Consider the following 26,658-nt stretch of genomic DNA (forward strand, 5'->3'; position numbering starts at 1 on the left):
ATTACCTTAACTCAAAGCTTCCACTTTCTACGTCCTTCAAAAAAGTGATAATGTGCTGGAAGTAGCTTTCCGGTTCATCCCACATAGTTAAATGGCTTCCATTTTCACAAATCGCTGATCTGGAGATTGGAAGCAGCCTCGCCATTTCTTCTATCTCTGCTGCTCTCATGTTGTCGAATCGCCCTGTTATCACTAAAGAAGGAATATAAATATCTTGAAGCACATCCCACCGGTCCCAGTCTTTTAATCGCCCATTCACTTCAAATGTTGCAGTTCCCAGTAGAATCTCAATGATTTGTTCATTTATCCGTGCCTCTGAACGCATCACTGCTTCTGGCATGCTTTCCAACCTGCAAATATATTTTCTTCCGAAGAAATTCCAGGACAGCTCATGATATTCCTCTGTCATCGTTTTTCCAAGCTGTTCTAAAACTTCCATTCGTTCGATTACTTCTGACGGCAGCGAATCACGGAGTTCAAGCAAATGCTTATCCCATAACTTCATGCTTGCAGTTGTGCTTGAAATGATTAATCCTTTCAAGGATTCTCCGTACTTCAGCGCATATTCAATCGCCAGCATGCCTCCCCAGGAATGGCCATATAGATAGAAGTCATCCAAGCCCAATCCGACTCTTACTTCTTCCACTTCATTGCAGAACCGTTCAATTGTCCACAAATCCGGGTCGTTCGGCTGGTCTGAAAAATACGAGCCCAACTGTTCGTAAAAGTAAATTTCAATTCCTTCCGGCACCAGGAAATCCTGGAAGTTTTCCAGATATTCATGCGTCAATCCCGGACCACCGTGGAGCAATAAAACCTTGATTGGACCTTCTCCTGCTTTTCTCGTCCATACATGATAGCCGTTTGCTAACCGAATGATTTTTGACTGCCCTGCCATTTGCCTTCCTCCTTTGGTGCTATTGCTATTATTTATTATCTGATTATTCTGAATTAATAACAAGAAAATAATTTTTCGGCATTAAAAAGGCTAAGCAGCTTCTTCAGGAAGCTGCTTAGCCTTTTCATATACAAACATTTAATCTCCGCGCTCCATTAGCGTGATGCTTTCAATGTAATTGACGAACCTTCTAAGTTCCCTTGCTTGTTCGCGGGTAATATCGCCTTCTGTATACAGGCGGGCAATTTCCGCACGTCCCGTATCCATAACGATAATGCGCAGTTCTTCTTTTTGCAGCTCAAATTGCTCATTGAATTGCGATTCCGGACGCTGCAGCCCGCTGACCATTTGATTGTAATCAGAGATTACTGCCTCCACGAGTTCTTTGTGATCTGCCTTTTTTTCGTTTTCCTCTAGATAGTCCCGGGCAGCCAGCAGCGCTTCCAGTTGGATTTCTTTGCCCATTTGCAGTTGGACCAACCGGGTTTCTTCATCTTTTAAGTACTGCCCTCTAAATCTGCGCCATGCACGGATTAGCTTGCCTCGAAGGTGTATGCTCAGTGACCGAAGATTATGGTTAATGGCCTCTTCCCGCCTGCTTAACGATTTTTGGAAGGCTTCGTATACATCGGTCTCCAAGCCTTTGGAACGTGCTTTTTCAATGTATTTTCTTTCTTCCTGCAAGGCTGAGAGCCGCAGTTCCTTCAGCTTGCGCCGGTATTTTTTTGTGCTGTCCATCATGGAATCTTCATTGTATGTCTGTTGCAGCCGGATCTTGTATTCATCCATCAATTCATAGGCGGCCACTTCGTTTTCTTCGGTCATTTCTGATTTGATTTGTTTAATGGACGCCAGCAAAATTCTTCGTCTTGCTTCCTCGGTATCCAGGTAATCAGATTGCTCGCCTTCTTCCATGCTTCCTCTACTGAGCAGTGGCAGCATGATGGTTGCCAAAATAAGCGTGAACAAGATGGTGCCTGCCGCCAAGAAAATGATGAGCGACCGGTTCGGAAAATCATCGCCATTTTCCGTCAAGAACGGAATAGACAATACCCCAACCATTGTTACGGTCCCCCGCACACCCGTTAAGCTGACAAATAAAGTTGTCTTTAAACTCGGCTTGGCTGCGTCTTCCATTTTGCCGAAACGGTATTCGTAAATGGAGAATAAATACCCCCAGACAAATCGGATGCCGAGAATGACAAGTCCGATGGCAATAACGTAGCCGACTAGTGCCCATATATTGATTGCGGGATTTTCCAACACTCCGCTCATCGAAGAAGGAATGTTCAATCCCAGTAGCAGAAAGACGATGCCATTCAATACAAATAAAATGATGGTCCAAATGTTTTCAGCCAGCATCTGCTCTTCCGCCACCAATGTTTCTGTCCGTTCCCGTACCAGAGAATGGACGATGCCCGCGACAACTACCGCGATTACGCCGGACGCATGCAGCAAATCCTCGGTGATAATAAACACCATAAAGGGCGTCATGATGTGAAGAAGCGATAGAAAGGTCACATCGTTGATGCCTTGCTGGCGGATAATGTAGCGGATCCAGATGACCAAGAACCCCAATACCAGCCCAAGAACTCCGCCTGCGACAAATTTATAAGAAAAGTCGAGGACCGCTTCGGATAAAGAGAAGTAGCCGGTAACCACTGCGGTCACCGCATAATTAAACGCAACCAATCCCGATGCATCGTTGATCAGGGATTCTCCTCTAACCAAGTTCAGTACTTTTTGAGGAATATGTATGCGCTGCGCAATCCCATTGACCGCTACAGGATCCGTCGGAGATAAAATCGCTGCCAAGGCGAATGCAGCAGCGAGCGGGATTTCATCAATCATCCAGTGGATAAAAAAGCCGCCGGCGACTGTAGTAATCAGCACCAGCAAAACCGCATTGCCGAGGATTGGCCCTCTCATTCTCCACAATTCTTCCCTCGGAAAATGGCGTCCGTCGTTATATAAAAGAGGCGCGATAAATAAGAGCAAAAACCATTCGGTTTCAATATCAAACGAAATGTCCTCGAATAGGAAAACAAGGATGACGCCTAGCGCCACTTGGACCAATGCTGTGGGAATAAAGGGGGTGTAATGGCTAATAATATTTGAAATCAATAAAGCTGTAATCAGCAGTAGAATCGTCATTAAAATATCCATGCAGGCTCTCCGTTCTTTAAGGGAATCATGTAATTGTTATATACCCAAAAATTCCAGATTCACCGCATGGATAACTAATTTAACTTCTTATTCTTCTATCTTATTTTCAGCCGCTTTGCTTTCAGCAGAAACCAGCTCTTTTTTCAGCGAGATGGACCGGGTTCTTTTATCGGCAAATAGATTCTTCCTGTGCCATTTGAAATAAACGCCATTTTCCGGATAAACCGAAATTTTCACCTTTTCATTCAGCCCATAATCCGCATACTTTTCAACAGGAATTTTTTTCGCAATCTGTAATTTGCCATTGGCATTGAATGAAATCAAGCCGGCCAAATACATGGCGTTGTGGTTGCTGCACAACAATACGCCGTTATAAGGATCCAGCCGTTCCGGATCGGAACTGTCTTTCCATGGCTTGGCATACGTCGCTTTTAAAACCGGCTCCAGATCCATGCCGCATAACGGGCAGGATTTATTCCAAAGACGGGACAAACGCTTGCCGAATTGCTGCTCACCGCGCTGAATTTTCGTTTTCGCTTCTAAAATGGTTTCGGCAATGAGCGACACAAGCGGGTTGTGCTCCGTTGTCCGGACCACTTCCATCGCGAGTTCCAGCTGCTCTGCCTCCGGTGCATACACATTCAGCATACTGATGCCTTCCAAAAGCTTAATGGCCAGTTCTTCGTTGCACGGATACAGATACCCTGGATTACCGGTCCCGTCTTCCTGGAACGCCGAATATTTTACCGGAAGCATACTTTTCAGCTCCGTTATGTATGTACCGATGTTCAAGGGGTTCTCCAGTTCATGATATTCCACAGACACGGCGAAGATTTTTTCATTTTCGTCTGCCGACCCATGTAGTAAAGCGGATTTGCTGCCAGTACGGCAATTTTCTTTCGCGACACTCATGGCGATGATAAAGCCCTTCACATAATGGAAAATCCGGTCCCCTTTTTTTATTTCTTCCATTCTTCTATAAGAATGCGGCACCATGCCTGATTTATCGTGTTGGGGCGTCCACAAGAGCCCTAATCTTTTTTCATCCTGATACGTTTCTCCTTGCATGACAATAAAACTGTTCACCTGAAGTTCCTCCTAAACGGCTCTTTCTTGCATCCTGATGGTTCCTTACCTTAATCATAACCCAATTTGCGGCTCTGCGTTTAGAAGTTTGCCTTTTGGATTGCCGAACACATCAAAAATGCGGGCACCCATTGGAAGGTGCCCGCATTCATAAGCTTTATTTAATCCCCGAACTGATGACGCTGCGCACAAAATATCTGTTGGCTGCTACAAAAATAATCAATGCGGGCAACGTCGCTACCACAGTTGCGGCCATCATGCGGCCCGGGTTAACAAAATTGGCTCCCTGGACCAGATTGGCAACGCCGACCGTCACGGTTTTCATTTCATCGGCGCTTGTCACAACGGACGGCCATAGAAAGTCATTGTAAATCGTCAGGAAAGTCAGAACCGCAAGCGTCGCCACCACCGGCCGGATGGCGGGGAAAATGACAAAACGGAGGATCTGCCAAAGTGAAGCGCCGTCAATGACAGCAGCCTCTTCCAAATCTTTCGGGAACCCTTTCAGGAAGCTGTAAACCAGAAACACACCCATCGTATTTGCCGAATAAATCAAGATGAGCGGCGCGAACGTATTGATTAAATTCAATTCGCGGAATATGTAGAACATCGGAAACAGTGTAACGATTCCAGGAATTGTCAAAGCCGCCACCACGACCGTGAAGAAAAACTTCTTCCCCGGCAAATTCAGCCTGGCCAAAGCATACGCCGCCAGCACATCGACGAATACCACCAATAAAGTACCCGCAATTGTTACGATGCCGGTATTCAGCAGCCAGCGGATGACCGGCACATCTGCTGCAATGCCGAAGATGCTGCCGTAGTTTTCAAGTGTCCACTCTTTGGGCAATAAGGCAGAAGACGACATGGCTTCGCTTAATGCCTTAAACGACGTAAACAACATGAATATCAAGGGCAGCAAAAACACGATGGCCAGCAAAGTCGCGACGATTAGAACGAATGCATTTTTTTTCATCGATTTTTTCATCATTCCTGCCTCCTTAATCTTTGCGCAATGTATATAAATACTGGGCGGCTACGATCAAGACCATCACCAGCCCCATCAGCATGGACATAGCCGAAGCCATCCCGAGGTTGTTCTGATTAAACACCATCTGCTGGATTACCATAATCAAGGAAGTTGTGCTTTGCGAAGGCCCACCTGCTGTAATCAGCAAGGTTTGGCCATAGAGATTGAAAGAAGCAATGACGGTAATGATGGTTAAAAATACAAATACCCCTTTAATGGAAGGAAACGTGATATTGCTGAAACGCTGCCACCAATTGGCTCCGTCTAGACTGGCTGCTTCGTATAGATTACGGTCCACTTCGTCCAGCGCGTTGATAAACAGGATCATATTAAAGCCGATCGTCCACCAGACAGTCGCAATCAGGATAGCAATCCAGGCGAGCGGCTGGTCGTTCAGCCAGTTCAACGCTCCGAGGCCGAAGGTATTCATGACATTGTTTACATAGCCGCCGTTGCCGGTAAACAGCCATTTGAAAATGGCGGAGACGGCTGTGACGGAGACGGCATAGGAGATAAAGAAAATGGTCCGGTAAAAAACTTTCAACTTATCGGGTATACTGTCGATCACCAAAGCCAGTGCCAAGCTGATGACAACCAATGGGATGACACTGATGGCCACAAAAATCAGTGTATTTTTAAACCCATTATAAAAGGCATTGCTATATACATTCCCAGGTGTCAAAATGGAAACATAATTATCGAAGCCGACAAAACCGCCATTTCCGCCAAAAATAGACCATTGATGAAAACTGATATACAGGCCGTACGCAAATGGAACAACCAAAAACAAAACAAAGCAAATCAGAAACGGCAAAAACAAGATAAACGACCAGGTTTTTGAAATCCGCATACAGGCGCCACCTCCTTGATTTAAATAGAACGGCATTTCACTGATTTCCAGGATGAAATGCCGTTCAGCCATATTTTTGACTATCGTTTACTTTATTGAGGCGCTGTTTCTGCCACTTGTTTTGATTGCTCTGTTGCTTTTTCCAGTTCGCCCATCAAGGTTTCTTTCGTCATGTTGGCGTCCCCGACTACTTTCGGATAGACATTTTCAACAACATAGCGGACCTGTTCACGGTATTGATACAGCTTCGGTGCCCCTTCGAACGAATCGAACTGTTTAATGTTTTGAGCCGAAAGCGGATATTTCGCCGCATCAGATTCCACCAATTCCATCGTCGGCATATGGGTCGGCGCCTGTCCGCTGTCAGCCCAGTTGATTAAGTTTTCCGGCGTATACATATATTTTAGAAACTCGGCAATTCCGGCAATCCGCTCTTCATCTGTTACCGATGAAGGCAAAGCCAGTGTATGGCCAGCTCCATATACTCCCGGCTGTTCTCCAATAACGGGCACAGAGGCAATTCCCAAATCATCGCCATACGCTTCTTTGACCGCCTGGTAATACCAAGGACCGGTTAAAGCAGTCGCCGTCTGCACAGCGCTTCCGCCTTCATCTACTTGTTTCATGAATGCCTGGAATTCACCATCAAGCCCCAAGCCTTCAGGAGAAATCTTGTCTTTAAAAATCATATTGTTGTAAATCATCAAAGCGTCTGCTAATTCTTCCTGCGCAAAATTCATGTAATTATCTTCAACCAGATCAATGCCATTTTGGGCAGCGACTGTCATGATAAACCATTCTCCAAGGCCTGCACTCGGGACGCCGGTTGCAAAAAGGTTCGGATCCTGCTGCTGGAGCGATTGCGTCAAACTTGCAAAATCCTCATAAGTTTGAGGGGCTTCAGGTGCCAATTTTTTGTTGTAAAACATCGTCATCGGGTGTATATCAAGAGGCACTGCAAAAACGCCGTCATCAAATGTCACTTGTTCTTTGGCTTTATCATGGAAATCATCCGGGCTAACGCCGGCAGTTTCCATAACACTGCTGATGTCTTGGATCATTCCATCCTGCTTGTAAGTCTCAAGCAAATCTGTGTGAATGATTACTAAATCATAGTTGCCTGTTTTAAATTTGGTGTAATGGTCTTTTTCCTGGGATTCTTTGATAACGTACTTATCTTGCGACTCGTTGAATCCATCGGTGATTTTTTTCATAAAATCACCGTCACCCCCAGTGAAGCCGTTGATATACGTCAACTCAATCTTCCCATCTGCTGTTTCGCCGCTTCCTGATCCACCACCGCACGCTGATAAAAAAAGTACAGCCAAAATTACTAGAAAAAATGCCAGTTTCTTCAATGACTTGACCCCCTTTTAAATTTGATAGCGCTTACATCAGAATTTACTGAAAACATTATGATTCCAGTAAAAAGAGACCTTTTTAATAACTTTATCCGTTTTTTGTACATATTAACCCACTTAGCTAAATGTCTGTCTTCTGCACTAATTCCTTATTCACAGGTTTTATAAACCTATTTCGTCCATCAATTTCAAATAAATGGAACGCAGAGAACCGGTCGATTTACGGTCCGTCTTCTCTCGAAAGTGGGCTGCGAATTATTGAAACATGCAAAAAGGCCGACTCTATAAGCAGAGGCGGCCAATTGGCATCGGTTAAATTTCATTCAAAGCTTTTCTCTTTTTCTTCAACCAAGACAGCAATGTGCCGAAATTTATCCATGTCGAACAATCCACAGTCCGTAATTTTCAGATGGGGAATAACAGGAAGTGATAAAAATGACAAAGTTAAGAAAGCATTAAAACTCTCCGGTGCTTCCAGTTCCGCCAATCCCGCGTCAATCCCTTTAAGTTCATCGTAAACTTCTTCAAAGCCTGCTTCAGCCATCAGCCCGGCAGCCGGCAAGGCAAGAGCGGCCAATATTTCCCCTTCATTGACTACCACCAAGCCGCCTTCCATTTGTTTTAAGGCTTCCACTGCCACAACAATATCTGCATCATTGGCGCCCGCTGCAATGATATTGTGTGAATCGTGCGCAACTGTGGTGGCAATTGCCCCTCTTTTCAGCCCCAGGCCTTTCACAATGCCGACTCCAATATTCCCAAGCGCCTGATGCCTTTCGACCACCACGATTTTCAGCAAATCTCTTTCGGTGTTTGGTACAAAAAAGCCGCTGTCTGTATCGACTTTTTCCACCAAATGATCTGTGACCAAACTGTTCGGATTTATACCGATAACATGTGCTTTTGCATTTTCAGGCAAGGGGATTTGTATATCTTGTTTGGTGAAATCGAGGATATTCACCGTGTTCCGCACGCTGTTTGCTGCTGCGCCTTGAACATGTGGCCCGGCATAGCGCCCGTTTTCCGCTGCGAGCTTTCCGTTTTTATATACTTGGTGGATTTTAAATTCTTCCAAGTTGTCCAACAGGATAAAATCGGCATCGTAACCGGGGGCAATGGCGCCTTTTCTATGCAAGCCGTAGCACTGGGCTGCATTGAAACTTGCCATTGAAATTGCTGTAATCGGATCTAATCCATAGCGAATGGCAGTTCGGACGTTGTAATCGATGCTTCCTTCTTCAATTAAATCATCCAGATGCTTATCGTCTGTACAAAACAAACAGCGGTGGGCATTTTTCTCGTTGATCGCTTCAAGCAGCGAGGTTAAATTCTTGGCTACTGACCCTTCCCGCAGCATGACATACATGCCGCGCTCCAGCCGCATGGCCGCTTCTTCTTTTGTAACGCATTCATGGTCTGTCGTAATGCCTGCAGCCAGATAGACATTGATATCATTTTCTTGCAGCCCAGAAGCATGGCCATCGATTTGCCGGCTAAGCAGCAGCTTATCCATCATTCCGTCCGCTCCTTGGGCGACAGAAGGGAAATCCATCACTTCTGCAATTCCCATGACCCTCTTATGGCTTATAAATTGATGGAGGTCTTCCGAACTTAGCGAGGCTCCGGAATTTTCAAAAGCGGTTGCCGGCACACAGGATGGCAGCATGATCAGCACTTCAAGCTGCACGGCTTCAGAATCGTTGAGCATAAATTCGATTCCATCTAAACCGCACACATTGGCGATTTCATGGGGATCGGTAATGACGGTTGTTACGCCATGAGGCAAAACCACTTGCGAAAATTGATGAGGCGTGACCATGGATGATTCGATATGGACATGTGCATCTATCAGGCCTGGGGATATATAGCGCCCTTCTGCATCAATTTCCCGGTTGCCCCGGTAGTTGCCGATGCCGACAATGACGCCATCTTGTATAGCGACGTCCCCCTTTGTCAGCTCTTTCGTAAAGACATTGACGATTTTTGCATTGCGGATCACCAGGTCGGCCGCTTGTTGCTTATGGGCTGTAAAAATCCTTGTTTTCAGCTGTTCTCGGTTCATGGCGGCGTTTCGCTCCTTTGGGCTTAAGTCTCAAATAATTTTCCGTTGAGTGCATCGATATAGCGCTTTGCAGATTCCTGAATCCGGTTATCCGCTTGGTCCGGAATGATGCGGTGAAACGCATCATATACTCGTTTGAATTTGATCGTGCTGAGCTTGTTTGCCATCCTTTCGACAATGTCCGGCGGCAAGGGAATGAAGTTCGGGTAGCTGTACATAAAACTTGCCCAGTCCCGCCCCGGCATCACCCGTACAATATCGCCCGGAAGCAGCACTCCTTTCCGGTCAAAGCCATTTTGCCACTCGAGCACGGCCCCTCCTTTGAAATGTCCACCCAGCCGGTGAAGAATGAGCCCTTCGTTCAGCACAAGTGATTCCCCTGACCAGAAAACCATTCTTCCGCTTGGCCGCGTGACCCATTGCCTGTCGTCTTCGTGAATATAGATTTTGGCATCAAGCGCATCTGCCCATTCTACTTGGCTGGCATAATAATGCGGATGGGACAATGCAATGGCATCAATCCCGCCCATTTTTTTAATGGCTTCTATAGAATTTGCATCGAAATAAGTAAGGCAATCCCACATCAGTTGAAAGCCGCTTTCCTGAACTATATATGCGGACTGGCCAATCGCAAAATCCGGTTGGGTTTTGATGCTGACTAGGGCTTCTTCTTCTCTATGGAAGAAGTTTTTATATGGCTCTGTATTGACCATGCGTTCGAGCGTCGTCCATTTTTGTCCGCTATGGTTCACGTATTGCCGTTCTTCACTGCAAATCATACAGAAACTTGGCGGGCTTTCAGAACTTTCGTATTGTACGCCGCACGTTTCACAAATATAGTTCTTCATTCGCCTCACTCTTTCCTTAGGGTCAGATTTCGTCTGAGTTTATTATAATGCAAAATTCAGTCAAATTACACACAGATATGCAGCAATGAAACCGCTTGTATAAAAAATGTTTATTCCTCCCGATTAGCGGAATACTACAACAGAAGAAACTAAATGAAAGCAGGGATATGGATGGCCATGGATATTGAACAATTGCCTTCAACAAAATCGAGAATCACAATGAATACGCCTGAGTCGATAAACGGAGAAATTGAGCGGCAAATAGAAGCAAACGTCAACTACTTCAAGCGCCAGGATAAAGAGGCGATTGAACAGCGCATCAGCCAGTTGAATCGGGAATGGGATACAGAGCGCGTATTGGAGTTGAATATGGCTTCCATCGCTTTGGTCTCTTCGCTGCTTGGCCTGGCAGTAAACAAGAAATGGATGTATGTGAGTGGAGCTGTCAGCGTCTTTATGCTGCAGCATGCCGTTCAAGGCTGGTGTCCGCCGCTGCCGGTGATCAGAAAGCTTGGCATTCGGACAGTCGATGAAATCAATTTGGAGAAGCAGGCACTTCAAAATTTGCTGGATGACGAATTCTAAAGCGAGTGAAATCAAAAAAAGAGAATGCCCTTGGTGGGCATTCTCTTTTTTGCTGTTCTTATAGATTTCCATCTGTCGGTTTTTTGTCTTCCTCTTGTGCTTTTGCTTCAAACTTATCCAATTGGCGCTTCGCGAAGTCGCGGCCGCCGATGCCAAAAGCGATGGCGAAGGCTACGGCTAGTCCTGCAATGATGAACAGGAATGCCAAGTTGACGATGTTGGTAGCAAAGTTCAGCTGGTCAAGCGTCATGAAAATCGCCATGATGATGATGGCGTATTTGACAATCGCACCGTACATGCGGTTTCCAGAAGCACGCTGGACATAATTGCCAAGCAAGTTCGCGCCGACAATGCCCAGGCCAAGAATAATCAAGGCACTTAAAACATTCGGCAAGTAGCTGATAATGGAAGTACCGATATTGTTCAGCACATCCAGTTGAAGAACATTCAATGCTTCAACTGTAAAGAACACAATGATCAAGATTTGTACGACTTTGCCGATGATGGCAGCGATATCAAAAGTCGGCATATTCGGCCGTGAACCGGAATTCAACGAACGGGAAAGATTATCAAGTCCCGTTCCTTTCAACAAGCTGCTCAGCAAATCACCGACAAATTTCCCGATGGCAATACCGACCAAAATCAGGATGATCGCCACAAAGATATTTGGAATCATATTCAGTACTTGATTGAGCATTGCTGTAATCGGGCGTGAAATCGAATCGATGTTCAACGTTTCAAGTGCCACGGTGACAATTGGGATCAACACAAGGACGAATACGACATTGGCGAGAACATTTGCCAATGTGTTTTTGTTGCTCGGCGACATCTTTTCAGGTGTGCCGGTTTTGTTCGTCAGTTTGTTGAACCATTTGTCGATATTGATTGTGGTTAAAATCGTCGCCACCAGGTTCTTGACGAACTTGGCGACAAAATAGCCAAGGATGAGGATAATGGCTGCCATTAATAAGTTCGGCAAAAATGCCAGCAGCTTATCCATCATGTTTGAAATCGGAGCTGCTACAGCTCGCATATTCAGTTGGTCAAAGACACTCGGAAGAAACAGGATAAAGACAAGGTAATAGAAAATTTTTCCGATTGAGTCCAGTTTGCTGTCTGCGTCTTCTTGGGTTTTCGCCATATGCCCTTTCACCATGGCTCTAGGTGCCCCTGCCTTCTTTAGCCCTTTCGTAAAGATGGCACGGACAATGGTTGCGACAAGCCAGGCAACCAGCAGCAACAGAAGTGCGCCGATGACATTGGGAATAAAATTGACGATTGTCGTTCCCATGTCCCGAAACGCTCCGGTAAATTGGTTCATGCACTTCTCCTCCATTCAGTTAGGTATTTATAATTGCAACTTTCCTATTCCCTCTATCAATCCACCTAAACAAAAAACGTCAAAATTTTATGATTTTTCATTTAACCGTATAATCTTCTTGGTTCTTTTGACACAAAAAAAAAAAAAACGGCTTTCAGATTTCAGCCGTTTCTTTTAACAGATTTAATGACGGAGATGAGAGGATTCGAACCCCCGCGGCGCTTGCACGCCCTAACTGATTTCGAGTCAGCCCCCTTCAGCCTCTTGGGTACATCTCCATAAAGTTATGTTTATTTTAGCACCGTATGCAGTCCTGTCAATTCCTTCAACCTAACGCAACTTTTAAAAATTCCAGCAAGAAAAAGAGGCAGCTTGCCTTGCCTCTTTTTTGAATTCTTATTTTTTCATTGCCTTTAATTGCTTCATGACTGTTCCGACAAGCGGGTCCCCTTCCGGCAATCCGGAAATTTGGCGGAAAGCATTTTCGTATCCCTGCTCGCTGATCCGTTTTTGCAGTTCCCGCGCTTCATCGTCTTCATCGTTTTCATATAGCAATACCGCAGCAATAACCGTCGCTAAGTTGACCGGTTCTTTTCCAGTCAACTGCATATACAGGCTGGCTGGCCGGACCAATCGATCATTGCTTCCCAGTTTGCGGATCGGCCCTCTTCCCACCCGGGTTACAAAATCGGAAACATAGGGATTCCGGAAACGGTCAATGATTTTGCCTGTGTATTCCTTATGCCGGGATGGATTGAATCTATGCAATTGCACCAGGACTTCGCCGGTTTCTTCAAGCGCTCCCTGGAGAACTCTTTCAATTTCTTCATCGTCCATCGCTTCATTGATGGTCTGATACCCTTTATACCGGCCTAAATAAGCGGGGACCGCATGTCCCGTATTGACTGTAAACAGCTTCCGTTCAATATAAGGTTCCAACTCGTCCACATACGTAATGCCGTTAACAGGCGGAGGATCTCCTTTGATTGCTGGACGCTCCACGACCCACTCGAAATATGGCTCGACAGCAACGCCTAAAAGGTCGCCGCTCCGCTGATCCGGTACAATTCGGTCTACTGCCGCATTCGGAAAGCCGATCAATTCATCAGCCAGCCGTTTTTCCTCCGCTGACAAATGCTGATAGACATGTTCTTTCAATATCGAGCTGCCGCCGATCATGTTTTCGCACGCAATGACGTTAAGCGGCTCAGGCCGGTTTTGAAACCGCCTTTTCAGCCCTTCAGCCAACAGCCCCGCTATGGCCGGCAGCACTTTCGGTCCAACAGCGGCCGTCACCAAATCCGCCATGCTTAAAAATTCGGCAGCTTCTTCCGCGTTTGTCAGGCTATTGATGCCGCTGACATTGCCGACTCGCAGTACTTCCCTTTTTTCACCGGTTAAGGTTACTTCGTATTCCTTGTGTTCATTCAAGGCATTGATGACCGACTCGTTGACATCCAGAAAAAGCATACGGTAGCCGGACTGGCTAAGCAGCAAGCCGATAAATCCGCGGCCAATGTTTCCAGCCCCAAAATGGACGGCCTGCATTTACCCCACCTCGCTGAAAAGTTCCAGGATTTCTTCTTCCGACCGGGCATTCAGGATTTTTTCGATATTTTCTTCTTCGGAACAAACGATTGCGATATTTGACAAAATCTCCAAATGCTCGTTTCCTTTGCCGGCAATGCCGATAAAGATCTTCGCTAGGTTCCCCTCGCCAAAATCAATGCCTTCCGGTACCGTTACAACCGAAATACCTGTTTCAAAAACGTTTTTCTTGGCATCTTCCGTGCCGTGCGGAATTGCCAGGAAATTCCCCATATAAGTGGAGGCCATTTCTTCCCGTTCGAACATTTTATCGATGTAACCGGCGTCCACATAGCCGCCGTTCACCAAAATTTCACCGGTATAGCGTATCGCTTCTTCTTTGCCGCTTAACGGAACATTTAACTTGATATTGTCTCTGCTTAATACTTCTTTTGCCATCCGAATCACTCCCACTGTAATTTTTCAGTCCTGGCTATTCTTTTTTCAATCGTCTCGCCAGTTTGTCGTATTCCGGGCTGTTCATGAAATTTTCAACGGAAATATGTTCTGCATTCGGCAGTTTCGCTTTTGCCCGGTCCGTCAAATCTTTATGGGTGACTACGACATCGGCGTCTTCCGGCAGCTGGTTGATTGAGGTATTGGAAACCGGTATATCGATGTTTTCTTTTTTGAATTTATTGCGGAGCAGCGAAGCTCCCATTGCACTCGATCCCATCCCGGCATCGCATGCGAACACCACTTTATGGATGTCTGTGGCATTTTTAACAGGTGCGGCATTGACCGGCTGCGTATTGTCCTCTTCCACACGGTCACCGGAAGTCATTCCAACCACTTCTTTCGCCGGTTTCGGAGTCAAGTAGCCTGTAGCGTCGCTTTTCTTCCCTTTCATTTCTTCCATTCTGCCGGCTGCGGCAGCCAAATCTTCTTCTTCCGCTTTGCTCGTTTTCAAAACGACCGAAGCAACCAGGAACGACACAAGCGCCGCAACCACTACGCCGGAAATAACTCCAAGATAATTGCCTTGAGGCGTTAAAGCAAGCAGGGCGAAAATACTGCCGGGAGACGGAGTGGCAGGAAGCCCTGCATTAAAGACAGTGAATGTAAAGACGCCGCTCATCCCGCCGGCGATAACCGCCAACAGTAAAACCGGTTTCATCAGTACATAAGGGAAATAAATTTCGTGAATCCCGCCCAGGAACTGGATGATAGCCGCTCCTGGTGCAGACGCTTTAGAGACCCCTTTTCCAAATACTGAAAAGGCAAGCAAGACACCAAGACCAGGACCCGGGTTGGTCTCAAGCAGGAATAAGATCGATTTCCCGGCGTTCGCTGCCTGCTCAACACCAAGCGGACTTAAGATCCCGTGGTTGATCGCATTGTTCAAGAACAGGATTTTTGCTGGCTCGATGATAATGCTTGCGAGCGGCAATAGCCCCATATCAACAATCACTTCTACCCCGTCTGCCAATGTATTGGTCAAAGCATTGACAATCGGACCGACAAAGAATACGGCAATTCCAGCGAGGAAAGCACCCAATATCCCGGCTGAAAAGTTGTTGTACAGCATTTCAAACCCGACGCGGATCCGGTGCTGGAACCAGCCATCGATCACTTTCATGGCAAATCCGGCCAGCGGCCCCATAATCATGGCTCCGAGGAACATCGGGATTTCTGCGCCGACTATAACCCCCATTGTCGCGATTGCCCCCAGGACACCGCCCCGGAAATCATAGACAAGCCGGCCACCGGTGAAACCGATCAAGAGCGGCAAGAGATACGTAATCATCGGCCCGACGAGCGAACCTAAAGTTTCATTTGGGAACCAGCCATCCGGTATAAACAAAGCGGTGATGAGTCCCCAAGCAATAAAGGCACCGATGTTCGGCATGATCATGCCGCTCAAATAACTCCCGAAACGCTGAATTCGCGCACGGACACTTGCATCAGCCATCCTAATCCCTCTCTTCTTTAAGTTAATCAAACGATAATAAGTCCAAAGCAAACTCACCTTGCAAAGCTTAAACCGCCAAAAACCATTCCATTTGTTTTCGTCCAGTAAAAATCAGTGGACAAGACCAGATGTGAAGAAACAGATGAAACTGATTACAAGTGCACCACCTTCTCTCTCTAATTTATTCAAACTCCGAAATTCCAGCATGTATGTATCTAAATGGTAGCATATTCCTATCAAAGCGGGAAATATTATTTCTGAATTTTCAAATTAAAAACAATAATTTCTTTTCTGGGGAGCAACGGATCCTCCTTTAATCCTTTAAATCCAGTTCTTTTGTTGATTTGGCACTTAGTTAAAACCTTAACTCCTGAAATTTTTCATCTAGCCAGGCTCATCGGAAATGCGGCGCTTTAAAGCAGTTCAAGGCATATAAAAAACTTCCTGCAAAGTAACAGGAAGTTTCTGAAACCAGATGATTTTGTGGCAACCGTATTACAAAGTACTGATTGCATTTCGGCTGCTTTGCACTTTTCTTTTACGGACCCAAGCGATGACAATCGCCGCAATCAAAGTGAACCCCAAGTAGCCCATCACCGGATAAACCGTTCCGACCAACGTGACAAAGCCGACAAAGCTGGAAGCAAATGCGACGGCACCGAAAGCACCGACCGACACCTTGAATTTTGCGCTGTCCGGCTTTACAATGCGCGCTGTAAATGCATACAACATGCCGACAGCCGTGTTGTAAATCATGCCAAGGAGGATGATGGACATCAAGCCGCCGATGAGCGGGCTGATGTTATTGGCAAGCACCAGCATCGGCATCGGGACAGCCGCGATTTCCTTCAATTGCGTCAACATCGAAACATTGATCAACAAGATCAGAATTCCAAGGCCGACACCCCCGATGATGCCGCCTCGGGCTGCAATTTTCGCGTCTTTCACCGTGCCGCCCATCACCGTCATCATAGCTGCTCCTGCAGCCAGATTATAAGAAACATAAAGCGCTGCTCCCAATAGCCAATGAGGCGCTGCTTGGCTGCCTGCAGCAGAAGCGGTGGCAGCAGCCAGTTCCGCTGAAGTCATATCAAAATTAAACAACGAATATACCGTGATGATGATGACCACCAAAAGCAGGACAGGAGTAAAAGCGCTGATCAGCGAGATCACTTTTTTTACACTCAGCATAACGGTCGCAATCGTCAAGACAGCCATCAGTACATTTCCCACCGATCCCGGGATTCCGAATTGCTGCTCAAAAATTGCACCGGAACCTGAAAACATAACAACCGTAACGCCGAACAAGAAGAAGGTAATGGCCACATCAACTACCGGCCCCAAATATCTGCCGCAAATGTGGCGGATGGCATGCTGATGGGATTTGGTCTGAAGCTGGCTGCCGAGCTGCGTCAAGTTCATCCCCAGAAAAGCGAACAGCGCCATTGCCAGAAGTGAACCGATAATGCCATATATCCCGAAACTCGTAAAGAATTGCAGAACTTCCTGTCCGGATGCGAAGCCTGCACCCACGATGACGCCGATAAATGCCCCGCCAATTTGAAAGCTTTGTCTCATAATCATTTCCCCCGTTGCTTTTTAAGTTTTTATTGGCCAGTGGCAGCTGTTGATGGTTGTGCTTGAAAAACCAGTTCTTCGACGGTGAAACGGTCCATGGCTTGCTCATTAATGGCATAGCCAATTCCGTAGGCATCAGGAACAGTGATATAGCCTTCTTCCACTACCACTTCCGGCGAAATGACGTCTTCTTCCCAGTACCGCGATGAACCGGCCGTATCTCCCGGCAACGTGAAGTTAGGCAAGGTTGTCAACGCGATATTGTGCGCACGCCCGATACCGGATTCAAGCATTCCCCCGCACCAGACCGGAATGCCTTTTTCGGCGCAATAATCATGGATCTTTTTCGCTTCCGTCAGACCGCCGACGCGCCCAATTTTGATGTTGATGATTTTGGTGCTGCCGAGCTCTACCGCTTTCCGTGTATCTTCGAGTGAATGAATGCTTTCATCCAGGCAAATCGGTGTCTGAAGGTTCGCCTGCAAGGCGGCATGGTCAATGATGTCATCCGATGCCAGCGGCTGTTCAATCATTGTTAAATTCAGGCCGTCCAGCTGCTTGAGCAAATCGGTATCTTCTAGCCGATAAGCGGAATTCGCATCCGCCATCATCGGCACATCAGGAAATGCCGCACGCAATTTCCGCATGACGTCTACATCATAGCCCGGTTTGATTTTTACTTTGATGCGCTTATAGCCTTCTTCCACAAATCCGGCTACGGTTTGGATCAGTTCCTCGACATTTTCGTGGATTCCGATGCTGATCCCGACTTCGATCTTTTTGCGGGTGCCGCCTAATGCTTCGGCAAGCGTCATTTTGTTGCGCTTTGCGTAAAGGTCCCAGATGGCTCCTTCAACCGTCGACTTCGCCATATTGTTCTTGCGGAGATGGCCGAACAATTCGCTGACTCGATCGGGATGGCTGATTTCGTTTCCAAGGACAATCGGCACCAGAAAATCTTTGATGATGTGCAGATTGGTTTCGAGTGTTTCTTCACTGTACCAAGGCGAATGGAAAGCCACCGATTCCCCCCAGCCCGAGTTTCCGAGCTCATCTTTCGCTTCCAGCAAAAGAAAATCTTTTTCCTGGAAGGTGCCAAAACTTGTGGTAAACGGTTTTTTCATCATCATTTTCATTTTTCGGATGCGGATTTCTGTAATTTTCACTGCTGATCGCCTCTTTCTATTGGTTGTAGCGGAATCGTATCGGTTGGAACGAATTGATAATAATGCACACCTTCTTGGGCTTTTCGGACACTCGTCACGGCAAAACCGGCTTCAAACAAAGATTGGAACACCGAACGGATTTTCATGCGCCAATCCAGCGCCAATCCGGGTTCCTGTTTCTTGATGGTTTGAAAATCCTGCGGCACCGGCACTTCATAACCTTCTGCGCCTTGGGGCAAGTCATTTTCCGGAAGTTGGAGTACCGGAAAGCCTGATGGAGAACGGCTGATGTCAAATGGATTTCGGTATTCAGCGACTTCCGGCGTCCAGCCGCCTTCAACCCGGCCGCTTGTAATCCACCATTCGATTTGCAGGCGGTCGGTCGGCAATCCCCGGTTCAAGCCGTCATCCATTTCCCCGTAGCAATCTTCGATGTACGTCCGGCTGATGCCGAATAATTTGCTTGTATTCAAATGCGCATTGCGGCTTTCCAGTGGATCGAATGTCCACGTGATCAAATCGTAGCCCATTTGCTTGGCAATGCTGCGTTGTTCCAGTTTCAGCCTTTTGCCGATGCCCATCGATTGATAAGCGGGCAAAATGCCCATCATATGGGAGCAAAGATACGTCTTGCCGTCTTTGAATCCGGCAAAGCCGTAGCAATAACCGACCAGCGCTTTGCCGTCAAACGCGCCAACCAAGATGCCCCCGTTCTTGGAAGCTGTAAAGGTCTGGTGTGTCGGCACCGGCGACATGTCCCACACATCCCGTTCCAGTTGCTGGATCAAGCGCATATCCGCATTGCTTTCCAGTTTGCGGAGGGTAATTTCGTTTGCCATTTCCGTCACTTCCCTTGTTCCAGATGTTCAAAAGTCTGCTGGACGGTCCGGGCAAGAATTTCGATGCCGACGATTAAACTCTCTTGATTGAACGTCATAGCCGGATGATGCAGCCCCGGGGATAAATCGCAGCCAAGACCAAGCATAGAAGCTTTGACCGTGGGGCGTTTTAACGTATAAAAATGAAAATCTTCCCCTCCCGGCGTCACAATGGGCGGTACCAAGAATTCTTCTCCCAGCGTTTGGGCGATGGCTTCGCCCATTAAGCGGACTGCCGTTTCATCCACTTCCGCAGCCGCAATTTCTGCGATGGTCTCATAAGAAATTTCCACACCCGCCAGTTCTGCAACAGACCGGATCGCTCGATCGACTTGCGCAAACAATTCTTCCATCGCGCTGTTCGTCTGTGCGCGCATATCAATGCTGAATACCGCATTTCCCGGAATGATGTTTGCAGATTCGCCTCCTGCCTGGAACATCGTCACTTTCGCTGAATGCGGCACCATCGGGTTGATATGGATTGAACGGATTGCTTGTACCAAGAGAGCCATCACTTCAATCGCATTTTGCCCTTCGTGCGGCCGGGCGCCGTGGGCATCGGTTCCGCGTATTGCGCCTTTCAGCATTTTGGCTGAACCGTGCATAATTGCGGGAGCAGCATAGCCATGGCCAATTTCCTGAACCGGGCGAAGATGGACGCCGTACAGAAAATCGATGTCGTCGACAATTCCTTTTTCAACGAATGACAAAGCACCTGTCCCTTTTTCTTCTGCCGGCTGAAAAATCACTTTTAAGCGGCCCTTCTCGGGTATGCCAAGTTTTTTTAGCGTCAAAAGCGCTCCGACTGCAAGCGTCATATGCGCATCATGTCCGCAGGAATGATTGGCCTGATAGGTGCCGTCCACTTCCTGCCACAAGGCATCAATGTCTGTGCGAAGCCCGACGCATGGTTCGCCGCTTCCGACTGTTACCACAAGCCCGGTCGAATCATCAAAAGTTTCGACGCTGAAGCCTTCGCCCTCCAGCAGGTTTTTTAAATAGCGGGTCGTCTCCACTTCCTGCCAGCTGATTTCCGGATTAGCATGCAGGTGCTGAAACACTTCTTCAGCTATTGGTTTTATTTCATCCAAAATAGTTTTCAATGGGAATCGTCTCCTTCTGTAAATAAGAAATCACTGTCCAAAGCTTGATAGCGTTCCTGCCTTTTATGGAACTTTTCTTTGTTTTTTACTACTACGCCGGCTACGAGCGCGTTCAAGAATGAGAATAGCGGCGCTGTTGCATCCAGCGTCGATTTGTTTGGCGAATAGATTGAAAAAAGCACATCACTGTGTGCATGAATCGGAGCGAGCGGTGCATCAGAAATGCCGATAACAAAAGCGCCTTGCCGCTTCGCGAGCTCAGCCAGCCGTATCGGTTCTTTTAAATAGCGGTGAAACGATACGACGATCAACACGGAATTGGCGTCCATATCATTCAATACCTGCAGCACGTCCTGCGATTCCGGCCTTATTTGGTGCACGTTTCCGCGGACAAGATTAAGCGTAAATGACAGCCAATTCGCTGAAGCAAATGAAGAACGGAGACCCAAAACGTATACAGTGTCTGCTTCCGACAGTTTTTTTACAGCCGCTTCATAATGCGTTTCGTCGATCTGTTCCATCGTCTCTGAGATGGCCATCCTATCGCGCTCCATCACTTCTTCCAAAAAATGCGGCTGCTCTTCCAGTTCCATTTTGGATTGCTGGTAGGCATTCAAACTGCTTTCCCGGGAAAACAGTTGTTCACGAATCGCTTTTTGCAGTTCAGCGTATCCTGATAATTCGAGGCTGTAGCAAAACCGGATCACCGTCGTTTCACTGACACCAATGGATTCGCCTACATCCTGCGCAGGTTCTAAGGCTATCTTTCTGGGATGGTCCAAGACATATGCTGCAACTTTCTTTTGGCTCTTGGACAAATCGTTGTATTGTTCGCGAATCAATTCCATTAAATTCATAGTCATCTTCCTTTTTGAAGTAAAGGCATCTTTTTTGATAATTATGAAGTTTAAGCTTCATTTATGTTTTGATTAATTTATCACACAATTCTTAAAAATGCAATATATCGCATGCAAATAATTTTAACTATTTTGCCGTTTCTCAGTTGGTGGAAAGGAAAACCATATTTCACTTCTTCCTCGTCACCTTTAAATAATTAACGTACGAAAACTGCAGATCTTTTGTTCCCCGACACCAAAGCACGATAAAAAGCCAGCCTTATTAAAGGCTGGCTTAAAAGAAGTTGCTTATAGTTTATGAAAATTAGAATGAAATAATCGCTTTTTTAGTTTACATAATAATAATATATGAATTTAAAAACAATGCATCTTTATGCAAAGCACTTGTTTTTGCTATAACTTCTTACCACCCGACATTCCCGAACTCTTCATTGCAACTTGAATTCAGATGATAAATGATGATTCTTTTCATTCGGTTTGCTTCTAATAATTCCGGCCGGATCATAGCATCCAGTGTCAAGCCGTCCATCAAGCAGTACAGCCTCTCTGTTTCCAGATGCAAATCAGCATCCTTCTTCAATAAATTCAGCAATACGAGATAAGACATAACCTCTTTTATAGCCAAATAAACACTGTCTTGCTGGGCATCGAACTTCTCTCCTTTATGGCGCGTGTACACTTTAAACACCAGCCGCGCTTCCACTTCCAGCCGTTTTTCCTCAGAAGACGGCAGTAAATTCAGCAGCACTTGAACAATTTTGTCTTTTGGCGGCATGTCCAGCTTGAATACCCTACCCATCCTTTCTGCTGTTCTTTTGTATACAAGCTCCCGGGAATACGCGACCAATTCATCCTGGGTCTTGAAATAGTAGCGAAGCGCACCAAGCGACAAGTCCGCTTCTTTTGCAATTGTCCTTACAGAAGCTCCTTCCATCCCAAGTTCTAGTATGACTTTCCACGCGGCTTCAGCGATTGATTGTTTAACTTCTTCGTGGTTTGTAAGTTTTGGCATACCCCTATTTTATCAGAATACTATTAATATTCAATAAAATAATACAATTGTATCAAATAAAATAGCCTGAATCTATCTTTTTAATACAGTTGTATCGTCAAATAGTTAATAACTTTTCAGGGTTGGGGATAACTGTTGGGAGCTGTGAATTACTCACCGTTTCCCGGTTTTCCAGTGGAAAACTGCGTTGGAAACTCTGTTTTCTGCTTTTTGCTGTACCTCTTTTTTCAATCCAGTGATAGTTTTCTCTTTTTTCAGTATGGGTCTTAGAATGCCTTTGAAATGCCAATTGGATATGGGCAGCTTGAAGAAATAGCGAAATAATGCTTGCTGGCTCCCCTCCCCTACCGCTGGATTTTCAAAAAAAAAGCAAGCACGGTAATGTGCTTGCCTCTTATATCCGGACCATCCGGACCATAAAAAATAGAATGGTGCCAAAGATGACCGCCAAGAAGATTGGCATGAACCCTGCCCCTAATCCTTCTGCATTTCCGACGGCTACCTGGATGTTCTGGTAAGTTAGAAAACTGAACAACAAGACGATTTCATTTTTCAGGACATTGATCATCCATACTCCGTTCCTGTAATGGGCTTCAGCTTTCTCCTTGGAAAAATTCAAGTAATTGAAAGTATGTGGGTACTTTTCTGTGATGGACATAAAAACCCACATGGCCGCTCCGATGATCGGCAAGATGAACAATTCCATTTTGCTGCCCCACCGGTCCACTTCTCCGGCACCATTATAATGCCCAGGCACTTTATCCGGCAAAGAAGCAAATTGGCTAATCAAGTAAATGAGCAATGCTGCAAACACCAGCAACGCAACTGCATCGAGAAAAACAGCCAAGCGTGGTTTAGGAAGATCAATCTTCGGTTGCTTTTCCATAAAGTCCCCTCCCCTCTTCTTCTCTTTTACGAAAAAAAACGGCTTTGGTTTCAAAAACAGCCGGATGGATGGAGTAGGCCAAATAATTTCTAAAGACTTCCATAAGAATGAAGACATATAATAAAAGAAGTTGCAGCTAAAACGATAAGGTGAAAAGAGGAACAAATATTGCAATTTCAACCAGAATTAAAGTGTAAAGCTCTTCCCAAATGGGGCAAATATTTGCGCGGACAGTGGGAAGAGCGATTTGCGGCCCATTTATCCCCCAAAAAGAAAAAAGAAATCTATTTGAAGAGTTACCTTTGGCATCTTTGCAGCTATGAAGAAACCGCCTTTCTTTCCGGAGAAGCTGCAGTGGCTGCTTTTGAAAAACAGCCGAAAGAAAAATGCACCATTTTTTTCGAACTCCATAATGATGCGTATCTGATTGAAAACGCCGCCACCTTAACTGCATCAGTTTTGCTTCCGGTTGCAGACGAAGATGTATACGTCATGGACTGGAATGGCCAGTGGACGTTTATGAATACCCACGAAAAGAATCTCGGCCCTTACTTCATTGAACGCAAAAAGAACGCCTAAGGCGAGCCAGCCTCAGGCGTTCCGATATTCCTTATATCGCCGAGATATCCTCTACATAGGCATCAATGACGGCCGGTTTGCCGCTCACTTTGGCGTTGGCCAATGCTTCTTTTAGTTCTGCACGGTTCTTCGCTGTATAGCCGATTCCGCCGCAGGCTTTCGCAAAAGCGGCAAAATCGATGTTGGCAAGGTCCACATTGTCGGCGGGGTTGCCTTTTTGTTCTTGTTCATCTTCAATGAGCTGGATTTTCTGGTTATTGAAGACAACCAGCGTCATCGGCAGATTGTATTTAACAGCTGTCACAAAATCCTGCATGCCGATAGAAAAACCGCCGTCGCCGACCAGCCCAATCACCTGCCGGTCAGGGTAGGCCAGTTTCGCAGCAATGGCACCGGGCAGTGCACAGCCCATTGTCGCGAGCCAAGCCGATACGACGAGCGATTGGCCGGAAAGCTGCAAATATTTGGCTGTCCAGATCGTTACACTTCCGACGTCGAGTGAGATAACGGCATCACGGTCCATCACTTGCTGGACTTCAGCCAGCACATGCTGCGGCTGCAGCTTATCCGTTTCTTTGTCCATGTCTTTTTGCAGATCCGCATGCCACGTTTCCCGTTTTTGGATATACTTCGTTAAGAAATCCCCTTCTTTTTCATCCGCTCTCTCGGTGAACCAGGACAATGTCGGGGCAAGGTCTCCCGCTATGCCCACTGTCGCCGGATAATATTTGCCGATCACTTTCGGTTCGATATCGATTTGAATGGCCGGCGCTTGGTCCGGCAAATACGAACGGTACGGGAAGGCAGTGCCTGCCAAAATCACAAGGTCGGTTTCTTTCATCACTTCTTCGGACGGGTCTGTGCCGAGCTGCCCAAGCTGGCCCAAATTATAAGGATGGGTGTCTGGAACCATTCCTTTGGCAGGCAGCGAAAGAATGATTGGCGCTTTGATTTTCTCAGCAAAGGCTACCAGCTCCGTTCCTGCTCCTTTTGCGCCTTTCCCAGCCAGTATAACGGGTTTTTTAGCCGACCCGATCAATTTCAAGCCAGCCTGAAGGTCTTCTTCAGCAGCGCGTATTTTCGGAACTGAGTAAGCGGCAGACGTGAACGGCGTATCGCGCTTGATTTTTTCGGCAAATAAATCATCCGAGACTATCAACACGGCCGGCCCTTTTTCAGCATAGGCGGTACGGATTGCCTGATTCAGCATATCCGGCAATTGTTCCGCTGCATGCACTTGCCGATTGTAGACTGCTACGTCTTCAAACATCGATTCCAATTTCAGTTCCTGAAACGTATCCGTGCCGAGTGTCGAACTGCTCACTTGACCGACAATTGCCAGCACCGGCGTCTTGTCTTTTTGGGCATCGTACAAGCCATTTTGAAGATGGACCGCTCCTGGCCCTGCAATCGACATGCAGACACCGATTTGGCCGGTCAGTTTCGAATAAGCGGCAGCGGCCAGCGCACCGGTTTCTTCATGCCGCACCTGGATATATCGAATGGCGTCCTCTTTTCGCAATTCCTCCATAAACTCATTGATAGAATCTCCAGGCATTCCGTAGATATGGTCTACGCCCCATTCTTTCAATCCTTCGATTACATAACTGCCTGCTGTATTCTCAAACATTGCTTCCCCTCATCTCTCAAGAATTAATGATGGCGCATTCTTTCCCAGCTTGCTTATTCAAAAGGAGCTTCCAGCACAATTTTTCCGATGGTACGGCCTGTCAGCAATTGTTCATAAGCTTTCTTCAGGTTTTCGATGCTGATGGGCTGAAACCGGTCATTCAACGTCGTCTGGATGCTGCCCGCGTCCACCCAGTCCGCCAAGTCATTAAGATAATGGTGCTGCTGACTCATATCCTCTGTCTGGAAAACGGAGCGGGTATACATCAGCTCATAGGCAAACGTGACGCTTTTGGAGAAAAAAGCAATGTTGATCGGTTTTTGGGCGGGCAAAATCGAACATATTTTTCCTTGCGGCAAAATGATTTCCCCCATTGCCTCCATGTGGTCATCGATATTGGTCAGACAGAAAATATAGTGGACCCCTTCCATACCCAGCCCTTTAACTTGGTCCGGAAGCGATTCGCGGTGGCTTATGACATGATCAGCGCCATGAGCTTGTGCCCATTCGACGGTTTCCGGACGTGATGCTGTTCCAATGACCGTCAGCCCCACTAATTTCGCGATTTGTGTTGCGACAGAACCGACGCCGCCTGCTGCACCAATGATCAAAATCGACTTCCCGGCATTGTCTTCTGCATTACGGGATATGCTCATACGGTCAAACAGTGCTTCACATACCGTCAAGCTCGTCAGCGGCAAAGCAGCCGCTTGGGCAAAATCAATGCTTTTCGGTTTTTTGCCGACAAGGCGTTCGTCGACCAAATGGAATTCGCTTTGGCCGCCGGGCGCCGCACTTGTGCCGGCATAAAATACTTCATCTCCAGCTTCGAATAACGAACATTCATCTCCGGTTTCCACTACCACACCAGCAACGTCCCGCCCGACGATCGTCAACGATTCATCGTTGTCTTTTTTGGCATCACGCGTCCGCAAGTCCGTCGGGTTGACCGAAATGGCGCGCACTTCGACCAGCAAATTCCGTCCTTTAGGTACAGGTCTGTCCAATTGAACCGTTTCAAATAGGGGCGCTTTTGCTACATCTCCCTTTTTATAAAATCCGAATGCTTTCATTTGTTCTTGAGCCACTAGCTTCGCCTCTTTCCTTTTTCATTTCCATTTTAGTCCCTAATTACTGCTTACCCGAAAAGGTTCTTAAAAAACGCCTTCCATTTCGGTTTAAGCTTATTCATAAAGACTGGATAAAATGCAGCCGGCAAATTTCTGTGAACTGAGTATAATGAAGACAACTGAAGCACAGAAA

The 26,658-nt window shown here is 46.6% G+C and carries 23 protein-coding genes and 1 tRNA gene; 2 read left to right on the plus strand and 22 right to left on the minus strand.

Annotated elements, in window-relative coordinates:
• Position 1: 1 nt before the first annotated feature.
• The 8 genes from HU147_RS11980 to HU147_RS12015 all read right to left on the minus strand — a co-directional run bounded on the left by HU147_RS11980 (position 2) and on the right by HU147_RS12015 (position 10,301).
• Complete coding sequence (locus HU147_RS11980; RefSeq protein ID WP_224076457.1) at positions 2-898, minus strand: proline iminopeptidase-family hydrolase; 897 nt, start codon at positions 896-898, stop codon at positions 2-4.
• Between the two features lie 138 nt (positions 899-1,036).
• Positions 1,037-3,064: a Na+/H+ antiporter gene (locus tag HU147_RS11985; protein ID WP_224076458.1), complete on the minus strand. Its 2,028-nt coding sequence runs from the start codon at positions 3,062-3,064 to the stop codon at positions 1,037-1,039.
• 87 nt (positions 3,065-3,151) lie between these two features.
• Complete coding sequence (locus HU147_RS11990; protein ID WP_224076459.1) at positions 3,152-4,150, minus strand: HNH endonuclease; 999 nt, start codon at positions 4,148-4,150, stop codon at positions 3,152-3,154.
• 157 nt (positions 4,151-4,307) lie between these two features.
• Positions 4,308-5,138 (minus strand): carbohydrate ABC transporter permease, encoded by an 831-nt coding sequence (locus HU147_RS11995; protein ID WP_224076460.1) that lies wholly within the window; start codon positions 5,136-5,138, stop codon positions 4,308-4,310.
• A 13-nt stretch (positions 5,139-5,151) separates the two neighbouring features.
• Positions 5,152-6,030: a carbohydrate ABC transporter permease gene (locus tag HU147_RS12000; RefSeq protein ID WP_224076461.1), complete on the minus strand. Its 879-nt coding sequence runs from the start codon at positions 6,028-6,030 to the stop codon at positions 5,152-5,154.
• A 92-nt stretch (positions 6,031-6,122) separates the two neighbouring features.
• Positions 6,123-7,388 carry an ABC transporter substrate-binding protein gene (locus HU147_RS12005; protein ID WP_224076462.1) on the minus strand — a complete coding sequence of 422 codons (1,266 nt, stop codon included), beginning with the start codon at positions 7,386-7,388 and terminating at the stop codon, positions 6,123-6,125.
• Positions 7,389-7,710: 322 nt separating this feature from the next.
• Positions 7,711-9,453: an adenine deaminase gene (gene ade / locus HU147_RS12010; RefSeq protein ID WP_224076463.1), complete on the minus strand. Its 1,743-nt coding sequence runs from the start codon at positions 9,451-9,453 to the stop codon at positions 7,711-7,713.
• A gap of 23 nt (positions 9,454-9,476) precedes the next feature.
• The gene (locus HU147_RS12015) at positions 9,477-10,301 is read right to left on the minus strand and encodes a hypothetical protein (protein WP_224076464.1); all 825 of its coding nucleotides are present in this window, start codon (positions 10,299-10,301) and stop codon (positions 9,477-9,479) included.
• A 153-nt stretch (positions 10,302-10,454) separates the two neighbouring features.
• Between HU147_RS12015 and HU147_RS12020 the strand changes: the two genes are divergently transcribed.
• Positions 10,455-10,886, plus strand: a complete 432-nt coding sequence (locus HU147_RS12020) for a YgaP-like transmembrane domain (protein WP_224076465.1) — start codon at positions 10,455-10,457, stop codon at positions 10,884-10,886.
• Between the two features lie 58 nt (positions 10,887-10,944).
• Here the strand turns inward: HU147_RS12020 and HU147_RS12025 are convergent, their stop codons facing one another.
• The 12 genes from HU147_RS12025 to HU147_RS12080 form a co-directional block, all read right to left on the minus strand.
• Positions 10,945-12,207, minus strand: coding sequence for a mechanosensitive ion channel (locus HU147_RS12025; protein ID WP_224076466.1), 1,263 nt, complete (start codon positions 12,205-12,207; stop codon positions 10,945-10,947).
• A 190-nt stretch (positions 12,208-12,397) separates the two neighbouring features.
• Positions 12,398-12,485 (minus strand) — tRNA-Ser (locus tag HU147_RS12030).
• Between the two features lie 118 nt (positions 12,486-12,603).
• Entirely contained in the window at positions 12,604-13,755 is a 1,152-nt protein-coding gene (locus tag HU147_RS12035; RefSeq protein ID WP_224076467.1) for a mannitol-1-phosphate 5-dehydrogenase, read from the minus strand.
• Positions 13,756-14,193: a PTS sugar transporter subunit IIA gene (locus tag HU147_RS12040; protein WP_224076468.1), complete on the minus strand. Its 438-nt coding sequence runs from the start codon at positions 14,191-14,193 to the stop codon at positions 13,756-13,758.
• 34 nt (positions 14,194-14,227) lie between these two features.
• Positions 14,228-15,706, minus strand: a complete 1,479-nt coding sequence (locus HU147_RS12045) for a PTS mannitol transporter subunit IICB (protein ID WP_224076469.1) — start codon at positions 15,704-15,706, stop codon at positions 14,228-14,230.
• A 495-nt stretch (positions 15,707-16,201) separates the two neighbouring features.
• Positions 16,202-17,284, minus strand: coding sequence for a YkvI family membrane protein (locus tag HU147_RS12050; protein WP_224076470.1), 1,083 nt, complete (start codon positions 17,282-17,284; stop codon positions 16,202-16,204).
• Positions 17,285-17,313: 29 nt separating this feature from the next.
• A complete protein-coding gene (gene menC / locus HU147_RS12055) occupies positions 17,314-18,450 on the minus strand; it encodes an o-succinylbenzoate synthase (protein ID WP_224076471.1) in 1,137 nt (378 codons plus the stop codon).
• Entirely contained in the window at positions 18,447-19,289 is an 843-nt protein-coding gene (locus HU147_RS12060; protein ID WP_224076472.1) for a GNAT family N-acetyltransferase, read from the minus strand. The genes menC and HU147_RS12060 overlap by 4 nt, the downstream gene beginning before the upstream one ends.
• Positions 19,290-19,294: 5 nt before the next feature.
• On the minus strand, positions 19,295-20,431 hold the full coding sequence (locus HU147_RS12065) for a M20 peptidase aminoacylase family protein (protein WP_224076473.1): 1,137 nt from the start codon (positions 20,429-20,431) through the stop codon (positions 19,295-19,297).
• The gene (locus tag HU147_RS12070; RefSeq protein ID WP_317985518.1) at positions 20,428-21,294 is read right to left on the minus strand and encodes a MurR/RpiR family transcriptional regulator; all 867 of its coding nucleotides are present in this window, start codon (positions 21,292-21,294) and stop codon (positions 20,428-20,430) included. Before HU147_RS12070 ends, HU147_RS12065 begins: the two co-directional genes overlap by 4 nt.
• A 397-nt stretch (positions 21,295-21,691) precedes the next feature.
• Positions 21,692-22,300, minus strand: coding sequence for a TetR/AcrR family transcriptional regulator (locus HU147_RS12075; protein WP_224076474.1), 609 nt, complete (start codon positions 22,298-22,300; stop codon positions 21,692-21,694).
• A gap of 394 nt (positions 22,301-22,694) precedes the next feature.
• The gene (locus HU147_RS12080) at positions 22,695-23,186 is read right to left on the minus strand and encodes a DUF1648 domain-containing protein (RefSeq protein WP_224076475.1); all 492 of its coding nucleotides are present in this window, start codon (positions 23,184-23,186) and stop codon (positions 22,695-22,697) included.
• Positions 23,187-23,354: 168 nt separating this feature from the next.
• Between HU147_RS12080 and HU147_RS12085 the strand changes: the two genes are divergently transcribed.
• Complete coding sequence (locus HU147_RS12085) at positions 23,355-23,765, plus strand: DUF4275 family protein (protein ID WP_224076476.1); 411 nt, start codon at positions 23,355-23,357, stop codon at positions 23,763-23,765.
• Between the two features lie 31 nt (positions 23,766-23,796).
• Here the strand turns inward: HU147_RS12085 and HU147_RS12090 are convergent, their stop codons facing one another.
• Together HU147_RS12090 and HU147_RS12095 are read right to left on the minus strand one after the other, a co-directional pair.
• The gene (locus HU147_RS12090; protein ID WP_224076477.1) at positions 23,797-25,395 is read right to left on the minus strand and encodes a pyruvate oxidase; all 1,599 of its coding nucleotides are present in this window, start codon (positions 25,393-25,395) and stop codon (positions 23,797-23,799) included.
• 53 nt (positions 25,396-25,448) lie between these two features.
• On the minus strand, positions 25,449-26,468 hold the full coding sequence (locus tag HU147_RS12095) for a zinc-binding alcohol dehydrogenase family protein (RefSeq protein ID WP_263427844.1): 1,020 nt from the start codon (positions 26,466-26,468) through the stop codon (positions 25,449-25,451).
• Positions 26,469-26,658: the final 190 nt, after the last annotated feature.

It is taken from the genome of Planococcus chinensis, from assembly GCF_020071995.1.
Lineage (GTDB): Bacteria > Bacillota > Bacilli > Bacillales_A > Planococcaceae > Planococcus > Planococcus chinensis_A.

Bases quoted from the DNA above. Each gene is read 5' to 3' on its own strand.
- HU147_RS11980 (WP_224076457.1), bottom strand. From the start codon at position 898: ATGGCAGGGCAGTCAAAAATCATTCGGTTAGCAAACGGCTATCATGTA.
- HU147_RS11985 (WP_224076458.1), bottom strand. From the start codon at position 3,064: ATGGATATTTTAATGACGATTCTACTGCTGATTACAGCTTTATTGATT.
- HU147_RS11995 (WP_224076460.1), bottom strand. From the start codon at position 5,138: ATGAAAAAATCGATGAAAAAAAATGCATTCGTTCTAATCGTCGCGACT.
- HU147_RS12000 (WP_224076461.1), bottom strand. From the start codon at position 6,030: ATGCGGATTTCAAAAACCTGGTCGTTTATCTTGTTTTTGCCGTTTCTG.
- ade (WP_224076463.1), bottom strand. From the start codon at position 9,453: ATGAACCGAGAACAGCTGAAAACAAGGATTTTTACAGCCCATAAGCAA.
- HU147_RS12015 (WP_224076464.1), bottom strand. From the start codon at position 10,301: ATGAAGAACTATATTTGTGAAACGTGCGGCGTACAATACGAAAGTTCT.
- HU147_RS12020 (WP_224076465.1), top strand. From the start codon at position 10,455: ATGAAAGCAGGGATATGGATGGCCATGGATATTGAACAATTGCCTTCA.
- HU147_RS12025 (WP_224076466.1), bottom strand. From the start codon at position 12,207: ATGAACCAATTTACCGGAGCGTTTCGGGACATGGGAACGACAATCGTC.
- HU147_RS12035 (WP_224076467.1), bottom strand. From the start codon at position 13,755: ATGCAGGCCGTCCATTTTGGGGCTGGAAACATTGGCCGCGGATTTATC.
- HU147_RS12040 (WP_224076468.1), bottom strand. From the start codon at position 14,193: ATGGCAAAAGAAGTATTAAGCAGAGACAATATCAAGTTAAATGTTCCG.
- HU147_RS12045 (WP_224076469.1), bottom strand. From the start codon at position 15,706: ATGGCTGATGCAAGTGTCCGTGCGCGAATTCAGCGTTTCGGGAGTTAT.
- HU147_RS12050 (WP_224076470.1), bottom strand. From the start codon at position 17,284: ATGAGACAAAGCTTTCAAATTGGCGGGGCATTTATCGGCGTCATCGTG.
- HU147_RS12060 (WP_224076472.1), bottom strand. From the start codon at position 19,289: ATGGCAAACGAAATTACCCTCCGCAAACTGGAAAGCAATGCGGATATG.
- HU147_RS12070 (WP_317985518.1), bottom strand. From the start codon at position 21,294: ATGACTATGAATTTAATGGAATTGATTCGCGAACAATACAACGATTTG.
- HU147_RS12075 (WP_224076474.1), bottom strand. From the start codon at position 22,300: ATGCCAAAACTTACAAACCACGAAGAAGTTAAACAATCAATCGCTGAA.
- HU147_RS12080 (WP_224076475.1), bottom strand. From the start codon at position 23,186: ATGGAAAAGCAACCGAAGATTGATCTTCCTAAACCACGCTTGGCTGTT.
- HU147_RS12090 (WP_224076477.1), bottom strand. From the start codon at position 25,395: ATGTTTGAGAATACAGCAGGCAGTTATGTAATCGAAGGATTGAAAGAA.
- HU147_RS12095 (WP_263427844.1), bottom strand. From the start codon at position 26,468: ATGAAAGCATTCGGATTTTATAAAAAGGGAGATGTAGCAAAAGCGCCC.